This is a genomic window from Streptomyces sp. NPDC050636, assembly GCF_040654775.1.
Classification (GTDB): Bacteria; Actinomycetota; Actinomycetes; order Streptomycetales; family Streptomycetaceae; genus Streptomyces.
The window spans coordinates 1-11,008 of the sequence record NZ_JBFAIP010000148.1 but is presented as its reverse complement, the minus strand read 5'-3'; the positions used below and the strand labels follow the sequence as shown (position 1 = coordinate 11,008).

The following is an 11,008-nucleotide window of genomic DNA, read 5'->3' as shown; positions in this document are numbered from 1 at the left end:
GATCGGTCCGGGGTCGGCATCGGCGGGTTCCCGGTGCATCCCGGTGCACGTGTTGCTGCGGGCGATGGCCATCAAGTGACCTTGAATGTTCAAGTTTGTGCTCGTGGCTGCCAAGGCGACGGGTGGACGGCCGGCCGGCTTCATGTGCGGCGTCCGGTCGAGTGAGATCGGGCTGTCCAGGTGCGCCGTCGCGGAGCCCGGCGCAGGCTGGACTCATGACCGAGCACCCGCCTGTCATCGTGCATCCGCCGACGCCGTCCGGCGGCCGCCGGGTGACCGTGCGTGGGCAGATCGTCGGCCTCGCCCATGGCCGTGGCGATGTCGCCGAATTCCTGCGCCGCGCGGGAGTCGCCGGTCCGGCCGAGGACATCAAGCTCGATGACCCCCAGCTCGTCGAGTGGCGCGGTGGCAATATGGACGACTGGCCGATGCCGCCCCCCTGAAGGGGAGCCGGAACTGATTCACTTCCGGGCGGCGCCCTCCGCTGCGTAACGCAGCGTGAGAGCCGAGTGTGAGTGGAGCGGCCGCGTGGGATCTGGCAGAGCTGTGTCTGGAGGCCTGCACGACGACGGCAGCAGCAACGTCACGTGCGAGGAGACGGCCAAGGGTGTGGCCCTGTATGGCACTTGGTCACCTGGCGGTGATCAGACCGCGACCAAGCCGCGACCAGGCCGCGACCAGCCAGAACAAGCGCCTCTCGCGCCGCGCGGCATCACCCCGGTGAGGCGAACTCCCACGGGCGGACGGAAGTTTCGATGAAGCGGGGAGCCGCGATGTCCGTCCGTCGCGGCTCCCCGCTGTGTTCCCCCGCTTCATCGAATTTCCTCCTCACTCGCGCGCATCCAGCGCTGTGAGCGTGGACACGAACACCGGCTCTGCGTTCTGGAGGCCGGTGACCTGGACCGTGGTGGTGTGGGGTATGGCCGACGGCACCAGGCGCGCTTCGATGACGCACGGGATGTCGTGTTCGGCGTAGCGGCGGAATTCGGTGCCGAAGGCGTACGGGATGAAGCTGTTGGGTGAGGTGATGACGCGGGCGGCCTGCTGTGCCGCGTCGAGCAGCGCCATTCCCGGGATGTGATCGTTCGCCGGGTTCACGACCGACGCATGGCCGGTCGCCAGGCGCAGCAGCCACCGGCCGGGCTGGTCGGTGGGGGCGAGCAGCACCTCGTCGGGGTGGGCGCTGCTGGTCAGCCGGGGCTCGACGGGGGCGGGCAGCGGCCGGTCGGCATGGCGTGCCGACAGCCGCTCGCCGCGGATCCGTCGGTAGACGGCGGGCGCGGTGACGGTGACGCTGGAGTTGCCGGTCGCGATGATCTGTCCGTCCATGTGGATGGTCATGTCGAAGTGGCCGCTGGTCATCGCGCCGGCCCGCATCCGCGTGTTGCTGCATCTGACGTCGATGGTCAGCTCTGTGGGGCCGGTCCCAACGGTCAGCCGCTCAGGGTCCGTTGTGTAGACCAGGTCCGCGAGGATGAAGTGGTGGCCGAGCGGCACGCCGAGTTCGGCGTGCGAGAGGAGCAGCCCTGCCTGGCGGATGGTCTCGCCCGCGAGCAGGGGGTGATGGCGTCCGTGGCTCGGGGTGAAATACGTGTGGTCGTGGGGCCACTGGGCGGTCAGCGAGAAATGGTCGTCATCCAGCCGACTCCACGACGTGATCAAGACGTCTTCCATAGCGCGGCGATGCGCGAACTCCTGGGGCACGCCGGCGCTTTGGCCAGTTCGGGACGGGGTGCGCCGGCTCGGCACCGGCGGGTGCGGGTGCGTGGCGCTGTACCGAACCGTATCGCCGGCGTGCATCGTGTCGCTCATGAATGCCCCCAGGCATATCTAGGATGAGACTGAACGCTGTTAAGATACGTACCATCCGGTTTTATTTCAATGCCGGGGCGGCGAAAAGGGTAAGTGGCTGATCTGTCTACGACCTGAGCTGTCGCGAGCTGTTGCTGAACTTGAAGATTTCGAAAGAGCTTGAAGATTTTGAAAGACAGGAGGCGTCCTGTGGCACAACAGGACCGCGCTATCAAGACCCGGCGAGTGATTTTGGAGGCGGCCGCGTCGGTTTTCGACGAGCTTGGCTACGACCGCGCGACCATCGCCGAAGTCCTTGAACGCGCCGGGATGACGAAGGGCGCCTTGTACTTCCACTTCGCTTCCAAGGAGCAGCTCGCGCTCGCCGTGCTTGAGGAGCAGGTGATCGACATCGCGGTGGCCCCACAGAAGATCAAACTGCAGGAGTTCGTGGACGCCGGACAGATCCTGTCGTTCCGGCTGCGCAGCGATCCGCTCCAGCGTGGTGCGGCGCGCCTTTCGGTTGAGCAGGGTGCCAACCGCCTTGACCGCAACCAGTCGATGATGTCGTGGGCCGCGTTTGTCGAGAGCTTGCTGGCCGAGGCGAAGGAGCGCGGCGAAGTCCTGGACAGTGTTGATGTACGGGAGACGGCCGAGCTGATCTGCGGTGCCTTCGCCGGACTGCAGATAATGTCGAAGGTCCTTACCGACCACGCTGATCTCTGTCGTCGGCTGACCGTTTTCCACGAGCACATCATGCCGAGCATCGCGGTACCCGCCATTCTCGCCAGGCTCGATCTGGATCCGGAGCGCGGCGCGAAACTCGATGCCGAAATCCAGGCGAGGGCCCTGGCCGAGGGGGAGGCGGCGTGAGCCGCTTGCGCGAGTGGACGGCGGGTTAGGGGCGCTGAAAACATACCGCATGGTCGGTGTTTTGGTCGGATATCAGTCAGTCGATCTCGGTCGGTCGTGATCAGTCGCGCGCGGAGATGGAGCGTAAGTCGGAGGCGTCGCGGATGCGCGGCGCCTCTTGTCATGCGGGTGGGGCGCCTTGTCGTACGGGGCGGAGCGTCGGGGCGAGGGCGCTTGCCCGCGGATTGTCAGTGGTGTGCTGTTGACTGAAGTCAGCATCGGAGACGAGGCGGGGGAGGGGCGATGGGTGAGGTCGGGGGAGGGCTGGCGGAGGGCGTCGGCAGTGAAGCGATAGGCGGGCGGTAGACGGACGGTGGGCAGGGGCCCCTCGTGCGTGAGCCGGACCACGCTCGATGCCGTGAGTTGCAGTCCGCGTAACGGAATACCGCCCTGGCCAAAAATGTTCGCCATGCACGTACCGGGTGTCCGGCCCGAGCGCATCGACACCCCTGACCCGTTACCCCTCAACCCCACGCCATGAGGCATACGCCCGCCCTGCCCCCCTGGAGGCCCCGCGCATGACGCAGATGACGACGGATCAGCCAGCCGGAAGGACGGCGGCCGCTGCCGCCGCGCACCCGGCGTCCGAGCCGGCCATGGGCGGACACCCCAGAGCCGGCGGCGCCATCGTCCCGGTGCTCGCCTTCGCCGGCATCGTCGTCGCGGTGATGCAGACGCTGCTCGTGCCGGTCATCAAGGATCTGCCGACGCTGCTCAACACGGCGCCCAGCAACGCCACATGGGTCATGACGGCCACCCTCCTCGCAGGCGCCGTCTCGACGCCCATCATGGGACGCCTCGGTGACCTGTACGGCAAGCGGCGGATGCTGCTGACCAGCCTTGCCGTCATGGTCGTCGGCTCGCTGATCTGCGGATTCACCAGCGAACTGCTCACCATGATCGTCGGCCGGGCGCTGCAGGGCTTCGCCATGGGCGCCATACCGCTCGGCATCGGCATCATGCGCGACGAGCTGCCGCGCGAACGGCTCGGGTCGGCGATGGCGTTGATGAGCTCATCGATCGGTGTCGGCGGCGGACTCGCCCTGCCGGTCGCGGCTCTGGTGGCCCAACACGCCGACTGGCACGCCCTGTTCTTCGGCGCCGCCGGGCTCGGTGTGCTGTCGATGCTGCTGACCGTCCTCGTCGTCCCGGAGACATCGGTACGGGCGCGTGGACGCTTCGATGTGGCCGGTGCCCTCGGGCTGTCCGCCGGGCTGGTCGCCCTGCTGCTGCCCGTCACCAAGGGCAGTGACTGGGGCTGGAGTTCGCCCACCACCCTCGGCCTCTTCGGTGCCGCGGCCCTGATCCTGGTGCTGTGGGGGCTGATGGAGCTGCGCATCGCCGATCCGCTCGTCGACCTCCGGACCAGCGCCCGCCGCGAGGTGCTGCTCACCAACCTGGCCTCGATCACGGTCGGAGTGGCGTTCTATGCGATCTCGCTGGTGCTGCCACAGCTGCTCCAGCTGCCGACGTCGACCGGCTACGGCCTCGGCCAGTCGATGGTGGTGGCCGGTCTGTGCATGGCGCCGCTGGGCGTGATGATGATGCTGGTGGCCCCGCTCTACGCACGCATAGCAGCGCGGCGAGGCCCCAAAATCTCGCTGTTGCTCGGCATGCTGATCATCGCGCTCGGCTACGGCGCGGGCATCGGCCTGATGAACGCCCCCTGGCAGACCGTCATCATCGCCGTGGTCATCGGCGCCGGCATCGGCCTGGCGTACTCCTCGCTGCCCGCATTGATCATCGGCGCCGTCGACCCGTCCGAGACCGGCGCCGCCAACGGCCTCAACACCCTGATGCGCTCGATCGGTACCTCGGTCTCCAGCGCCGTCATCGGCATGGTGCTGGCCCATATGTCCACGCGCTCGGGGCCGGTCACGGTGCCCACGATGGACGGCTTCCGGGTCTCCTTCCTGATCGCCACGGCCGTGGTCCTCCTCGGTGCCGCCGTCGCGGCCTTCCTGCCGTCGCAGCGCAAGGCGTCCCGCGCGACGCTGGTCGCACAGAACGCGGACGCAGCGGATGAGGCGGATGAGGTGGATGAGGCGGATGACAAGAGGGGCGTGCGGGGAGTGGGCGCCGTCCCGGCGGGGTTCCGGGGCCGCGTCGTGGGCTCGGCGGGCGCACCGGTCCCCAGTGCAAGCGTCACCCTGATAGACCGTCAGGGCCGCCCGGCCGGAGTCACCCAGGCCGACGGTGACGGCCGCTATGGGCTCGCCGCCCCCGCCGCCGGCACTTACGTCCTCACTGGCGCGGCACCGGGCCACACCCCGCACGCGGCCTCGGTCACGTACGGCGGCGAAGGGTCGCCCATCGAGGTGGACCTGATACTCACCGGCACCGGCACCGGCGGCGGCCGCCTGGAGGGCACCCTGCTCAGCTCTCCGGACGCCACCGCGCTGTCCGACGGCGGCATTGTCGTCACCGATGCCCAGGGCGACGTGGTGGCCCGCACGACGTCCGGTCCCGACGGGGGTTGGGCCGTCGCTCCGCTGCCGCCCGGGAGCTACACCCTGGTGCTGAGCGCCGCCGGCCACCGGCCGCAGGCGCGCTCCGTCGAACTGCCCGGCGACGTACGGGAACGGCAGGAGGCGCGTCTGGAGCGGGCCGCCGCGGTCCGCGGCATCGTGCGAGGCTCCGATGGGCGACCGCTGGGCGATGCGGCCGTGACCCTCATCGAGGACGGCGCGGTCGCCCGGCACACCATCACCGGCTCGGACGGCGCCTTCGCGTTCGTCGACCTGACCGGCCGTCGCTACACCCTGTCGGCAGCCGGCTACCCGCCCCACGCGGCCCCGATATCCCTCGCAGGCGGTGCCACTGAGGTCCTCGACCTGGACCTCGCCCACCCGTCCGGCGCCGCCCGCTGACGTGCGGCGTCGGGAAGATTTCGCTGTTTCGGCAACTTTACTTGCCATCGCGGATCGCTGAGCGCAGTCTCTGCCGCGGAGGTGCCCACCATGACCCAGCACAGCAACAACGCCAGCAGCAACATCAGCAATAACGCCGGCGACGACAGTTACCTCAACGGCGGCAGCGAGCGGCCCGGCCACGACGTGGTGATCATCGGGGGTGGCGCGGCCGGGCTCAACGCCGCCCTGGTGCTGGCCCGCGCTCGACGGAGGGTCGCGCTGCTGGACAGCGGCGAGCCGCGCAACGCCCCCGCGGCTCATATGCACGGCTTTCTCTCCCGGGACGGAATGCCGCCCTCGGATCTCCGGGCTGCGGGCCGTGCCGAGATCGAGCGCTATGGCGCCGAACTCATCGACGGCCGGGTCGAGAGCATCGAGCGCTTCGTCGGCATCGAGCGCGGCTTCGCCGTTCGGCTCGCCGACGGCCGTACCCTCCGGGCCCGCCGCATCGTCATGGCCACTGGGCTGCGTGACGAACTGCCCGCCATCTCCGGCGTACGCGAGCGCTGGGGCAAGGATGTCCTGCACTGCCCGTATTGCCATGGCTACGAGGTTGCCGACCAGCCCATCGGCGTCATCGCCGTTCAGCCTCTCGCCCTTCACCAGGCGCTGCTGCTGCGGCAGTGGTCCCACGACGTCGTGTACTTCGCGCACACCGGGGACGTCTCCGCGGACGCACGCCGGCAGTTGGCCGCCCGCGGCATACGGATCGTCGGAGGTCAGGTCAGCGGGCTGGTGGTCGGGGACGACGACCGGATGGAGGGGGTCGGCATGGCGGATGGCAGCGTGGTCCCGCGTGCCGCGGTCTTCGTGCCGCCGCGCTTCATCCCCAACGACGCACTGCTGACCAGTCTCGGCTGCGAGAAGGATGCGGCGGATTTCGTGGCCACCGACGCGAGCGGTCGCACCAGCGTGCCCGGTGTCTGGGCGGCGGGCAATGTTGTGGACCCGCGCGCCCAGGTGATCACCGCTGCGGGGCAGGGCTCGGCCGCCGCGATCGCCCTCAACGCCGATCTTCTGGAGGAAGATGTCGACCGCGACGTGAACAACCACCGGCGCGCCCTGTCCGTCGCACGGTAGAGGGCCCGCTCACCGGAGAAGGGCAAGAGCTGAGGTCTGTCCGAGGCGCAGGGAGCCGGGCTTCCCCCTCACCCCTCATACTCGGTCAGGTCGATGCCGTGCACGGTCAGCGCATAGCCGTACTCCGGATGTGTCGTCTCCCGCTCGAAGTCCATGCCGAGCTTGCGCATCACATTCTCCGAGGCCTCGTTGCCCAGTCGGTTGATGGCGATGACACGGTCCAGGCCGCGGTCCTGGAGCGCGAACTCCAGCACGGCCTGCGCGGCTTCGGATGCGTACCCCTGGCCCCAGTACTGGCGGCCGAGGCGCCAGCTGATCTCCACATCGGGCAGCGCCTCAGGGAGGTACTCGGGTACGGAGAGGCCCGCGAATCCGGCCAGTTCACCTGAGGCGAGGAGTTCGACGGCGAAGCGGCCGAAGCCCTCGTCGTCCCATTCCTCTTCCCACCGCTCGATGGCCTCCGCGGTCTGGTCCAGGTCGAGGACGGAGCCGTCGTCGACCCAGCGCATCACCAGCGGGTCCGCGTTGATGTCGGCCATGGGGGCGAGGTCGTCGTCGGTCCAGCGGCGGAGGAGGAGGCGGGGGGTGTGGATCTCGGTCATACGCCCATCCTGCCGAATGCGGCGGACTGGTGGTAATCGGGGAGCGGCGGGACCGGGGGAGCGGTGTATCCGGGGCGTGCCGTGCGCGGTAGGTGCGGTGCCGGTCAGCGGCCCAGCAGCTGTGCCAGCGTCTCGTCGAGTTCGGCCCGCAGCGTGCGGCTCGCGGTGTCGCCGTCGCCGTTTGCGACGGCGTCGACCAGGGCGGCATGGCGGGCGTGGCCGTGCTGCGGGTCGTCGTCCCGGAGGCCGAGGAGCTCGACGAGGTCGATCAGGCCCTGCCGCAGAGCGGGGGCGAACTGGGAGAACAGATCGGTCAGTACGGAATTGTGCGCGGCGTCGACGACCGCGGCGTGCAGGGCGATGTCCGCGTCGACGAAGGCCGCGTCGTCGCCGGCGGCGGCTGTGCGCCGCCGCTCAAGGGCGGACCGCATCGCGGCGCAGGCGGGTGGGCCAGTCCTCCGCCGGCTCGGTGGCGATGACGAAGACGCCGGCGCCCTGCCGGGGCTGCAGCAGCCCGGCGCCGGCCAGGGCCCGTACCGCTTCACGCACCGTGGAGCGGCCGACGCCGAGGGTCTTGGCCAGGGTCGTTTCGCCGGGGAGCTTGGTGCCCCCGTCGACATCCTCTCCTACAGCGAACACGCCACGTCCTCAGGACCGGACAGCGACGCCATCGCGTACGTCCGGTGCCGCATCGGCGACGCCGTCCACTGGGGCGTCGGTCAGGACACCTCCGTCCTTACCGCTTCGGTACGGGCCGTCCTGGCGGCCGTCAACCGGGCGGGCTGAAACAGGGGCGGACGGGGGCGGCGCGCGGTTCCGGGCACCGGCGCGCCGCCGCCGACAACTACCGCACGGCGGCGCGCCGTACGGCCGGCCTCCTGGAGCAGTTGCACTTTCGTGGAAACCGCTTGAACTTTTTCCCGTAGACCTTGTCACCCGTCACCATGTGCTCAACGATGTGGCCGCCATCGGCACGAGGGCAGGAGACACCGTGGAAGACGACCTCAGCATCGGCGTCATCGGGCTCGGGATGCGCCGCAACCTGGCGACCGCCGCCCACCGACCCGGCCGCGGCTCGGCCGTCGCGGCCGTCGCCGACCTCGACCCCGAGGTACGCCACCGGGAGGCCGAGCGGTTCGGCGCGCGGCTCGCCACCGGCACCTACCAGCGGCTGCTCGACGACGACACGATCGACGCGGTCATCGTGGCCACCCCCGACGACACCCACGAGGCGATCGCCTGCGCCGCCCTGGAGGCGGGCAAGCCGGTCTACGTCGAAAAGCCGCTCAGCATCACCGCCGAGAGCTGCGACACGATCCTGCGCACCGCCCACAAGACCGGAACCCGCCTCTACGTCGGCCACAACATGCGGCACATGGGCGTGGTCCGGCTGATGCACGAACTCATCGCGCGCGGCGACATCGGCGCGCCCAAGATGGTGTGGACCCGTCACTTCGTGTCGTACGGCGGCGACTACTACTTCAAGGACTGGCACGCGGACCGCCGCCGCACCACCGGCCTCCTGCTGCAGAAGGCCGCCCATGACATCGATGTGATCCATCTGCTGGCCGGCGGCCACACCCGGCGCCTCAACGCCCTGGGCGACCTCCTCGTCTACGGTGACCTGCCGCGGCGCGCCCCGGGCACCCCGCGTCCGGACGGCTGGCTGCGCGAGTTCGACTGGCCGCCCACCGCCCGCCGCGAGCTGCACGACGTGGTGGACGTCGAGGACGCCTCCGTGATGAACATGCAGCTCGACAACGGGGTGATCGCCGCCTACCAGCAGTGTCACTTCACGCCCGACTACTGGCGCAACTACACCGTGATCGGCACCGAAGGGCGGTTGGAGAACTTCGGTGACGGCCCCGGCGACACCGTCCGGGTATGGAACACCGGTCCTTCCGGATACCGGCCGGACGGCGACGCGAACCACCGAGTGCCGGACGCGGCCGGGTCGCACGACGGCAGCGACACGCGGATCGTCGAGGAGTTCGTCCGGTTCGTGCGCGAGGGCGGCGCCACGGACACGTCCCCGGTGTCGGCCCGGATGAGCGTGGCGGCGGGTGAGGCGGCCACCCGCTCGTTGCGCTCCGGCGGCCGCCCCTATGACGTACCGCCCCTCGACGACGACCTGCGGGCGTACTTCGAGCGAGGACAGCGACGGTCCTGACTCCGGCAGAACGAATCGGGCAGAACGAATCGGGAGAGATGATGCACCGACCCCCCACAGGCCGACGAGCCGCAGCCCGACCAGCCATAGGACCAGCCATAACCCGACTGCGCAGAACGGCCCTCGTCGCCCTGTCCGCCGCCGCCTTCGCCGCGCCACAGGTCCAGGCGATACCCGCGCAGGCGGCACCCGCGTACGCCCACGGTGCCGCCACCACCTACTACGTGGACTGCGACGCCGGCTCCGACTCCGCCGCGGGCACCAGCGCCACAGCCGCCTGGCGGACGCTCAGGAAGGCGAGCGCGGCGGCCCTCCGGCCCGGGGGCCGCATCCTCTTCAAGCGCGGCACCGCATGCACCGGCACCTTCGCACCGAGCACATCGGGTGCGGCGGGCGCGCCGCTCGGCGCGGGCGCCTACGGCAGCGGCGCCAAGCCGCGCATCGAGGGTGCCGGCGCGCGGGCCGCGATCCTCCTGGACAACGTCCAGTACTGGGAACTGCGGGACCTCGACGTGACCAACACCGGGCCGGTCACCACCACCGACCGGCGCGCCGGGGTGCTCGTACGGCTGCATGACTTCGGCACCGGTCGCCACTACCTGGTGGACGGAGTGGACGTGCACGACGTCAACGGCGCCGACTTCAAGGACCCGGACCCGTCCGGCGGCATCCTCTTCGCCGTACAGGGGGCGGCGAAGCCCACCCGTTTTGCGGATGTGACGGTCCGTCATTCCACCGTCGTGCACACCGACCGTACGGGCATCGGCACCTCGTCCACCTGGGGCCGCAGGCCGGAGCACCCCGAAGGGCCCGGTCCGTCCTTCGCGCCGATCACCGGTCTGTCGCTCCACCACAACACGGTGCGGGATGTCGGCGGCGACGGCATCGTCGTACAGACCGCCGTCGGCGCGCGCGTGGAGAACAACCTGGTCGACGGCTTCAACACCCGCTCGGCCGGCTACAACGCGGGAATCTGGGCCTGGAACTCCGACGACGTCCTCTACCAGTTCAACGAGGTGACCGGCGGCCATGGCACCCGGGACTCGATGGCGTACGACATCGACGGCGGCAACAACGGCAACGTGTATCAGTACAACTACAGCCACGACAACGAGGGCGGTTTTCTGCTGATCTGCAACGGCGAGGGGATGACATCCGACCGCAACACCGTCCGGTACAACATCAGCGTCAATGACCAGAACAAGTCCGCGCCCTATGGCGTCATCTCGGTCGTCTGCGAGCCCGCGACCAACACCCTGGTGCACAACAACACCATCAGTACCAATGTCCCGGACACGGCGATGGTCAGCAGCAACGGTCCCGGCGGTGTCACCTTCCGCAACAACATCTTCGCCGGCGCCGGCCCGGCCTCCCCGATCAGAGACCCGCACAACACCTACGACCACAACCTCTACGCCCGCATCTCCGGCATCCCGGCCGGCGACACCGCCCCGGTACGCGCCGACCCGCGGTTCGTCGCCCCGGACGACGTCCGCCTGCGCGCCGGCTCTCCGGCCCTCGGCGCGGGTGTATCGGTCGCC

9 protein-coding genes and 1 pseudogene are annotated in these 11,008 nt (G+C 69.7%); 7 read left to right on the top strand and 3 right to left on the bottom strand.

The window, feature by feature from the left end; genetic code table 11:
* Positions 1-215: 215 nt before the first annotated feature.
* A complete protein-coding gene (locus AB0I10_RS38430) occupies positions 216-443 on the top strand; it encodes a hypothetical protein (RefSeq protein WP_363157391.1) in 228 nt (75 codons plus the stop codon).
* A 385-nt stretch (positions 444-828) separates the two neighbouring features.
* Here the strand turns inward: AB0I10_RS38430 and AB0I10_RS38425 are convergent, their stop codons facing one another.
* A complete protein-coding gene (locus tag AB0I10_RS38425) occupies positions 829-1,704 on the bottom strand; it encodes a ScbA/BarX family gamma-butyrolactone biosynthesis protein (RefSeq protein WP_363157390.1) in 876 nt (291 codons plus the stop codon).
* 297 nt (positions 1,705-2,001) lie between these two features.
* Here AB0I10_RS38425 and AB0I10_RS38420 point away from each other — a divergent pair, with 297 nt between their 5' ends.
* The 3 genes from AB0I10_RS38420 (at position 2,002) to AB0I10_RS38410 (ending at position 6,695) form a co-directional block, all read left to right on the top strand.
* Positions 2,002-2,664, top strand: coding sequence for a ScbR family autoregulator-binding transcription factor (locus AB0I10_RS38420; protein ID WP_363157389.1), 663 nt, complete (start codon positions 2,002-2,004; stop codon positions 2,662-2,664).
* A gap of 557 nt (positions 2,665-3,221) precedes the next feature.
* Positions 3,222-5,573 (top strand): MFS transporter, encoded by a 2,352-nt coding sequence (locus AB0I10_RS38415; RefSeq protein ID WP_363157388.1) that lies wholly within the window; start codon positions 3,222-3,224, stop codon positions 5,571-5,573.
* A 90-nt stretch (positions 5,574-5,663) separates the two neighbouring features.
* Complete coding sequence (locus tag AB0I10_RS38410; RefSeq protein ID WP_363157387.1) at positions 5,664-6,695, top strand: NAD(P)/FAD-dependent oxidoreductase; 1,032 nt, start codon at positions 5,664-5,666, stop codon at positions 6,693-6,695.
* Positions 6,696-6,763: 68 nt separating this feature from the next.
* Here the strand turns inward: AB0I10_RS38410 and AB0I10_RS38405 are convergent, their stop codons facing one another.
* Positions 6,764-7,297, bottom strand: a complete 534-nt coding sequence (locus tag AB0I10_RS38405; protein WP_363157386.1) for a GNAT family N-acetyltransferase — start codon at positions 7,295-7,297, stop codon at positions 6,764-6,766.
* A gap of 104 nt (positions 7,298-7,401) precedes the next feature.
* Positions 7,402-7,906: pseudogene (locus tag AB0I10_RS38400) on the bottom strand (FCD domain-containing protein); the annotation flags it as partial.
* On the opposite strand from AB0I10_RS38400, the gene AB0I10_RS38395 reads away from it, so the two are divergent.
* The 3 genes from AB0I10_RS38395 to AB0I10_RS38385 form a co-directional block, all read left to right on the top strand.
* A complete protein-coding gene (locus AB0I10_RS38395; protein WP_363157392.1) occupies positions 7,793-8,083 on the top strand; it encodes an alpha-isopropylmalate synthase regulatory domain-containing protein in 291 nt (96 codons plus the stop codon). The pseudogene AB0I10_RS38400 and the gene AB0I10_RS38395 sit on opposite strands and share 114 nt — an antisense overlap.
* 205 nt (positions 8,084-8,288) lie before the next feature.
* On the top strand, positions 8,289-9,467 hold the full coding sequence (locus tag AB0I10_RS38390; protein WP_363157385.1) for a Gfo/Idh/MocA family oxidoreductase: 1,179 nt from the start codon (positions 8,289-8,291) through the stop codon (positions 9,465-9,467).
* A 41-nt stretch (positions 9,468-9,508) separates the two neighbouring features.
* On the top strand, positions 9,509-11,008 hold a 1,500-nt coding region (locus AB0I10_RS38385; RefSeq protein WP_363157384.1), incomplete at its 3' end, for a right-handed parallel beta-helix repeat-containing protein.

Excerpts from the sequence above, each read along its gene's own strand:
- AB0I10_RS38430 (WP_363157391.1), top strand. The coding sequence starts at position 216 with ATGACCGAGCACCCGCCTGTCATCGTGCATCCGCCGACGCCGTCCGGC.
- AB0I10_RS38415 (WP_363157388.1), top strand. The coding sequence starts at position 3,222 with ATGACGCAGATGACGACGGATCAGCCAGCCGGAAGGACGGCGGCCGCT.
- AB0I10_RS38410 (WP_363157387.1), top strand. The coding sequence starts at position 5,664 with ATGACCCAGCACAGCAACAACGCCAGCAGCAACATCAGCAATAACGCC.
- AB0I10_RS38405 (WP_363157386.1), bottom strand. The coding sequence starts at position 7,297 with ATGACCGAGATCCACACCCCCCGCCTCCTCCTCCGCCGCTGGACCGAC.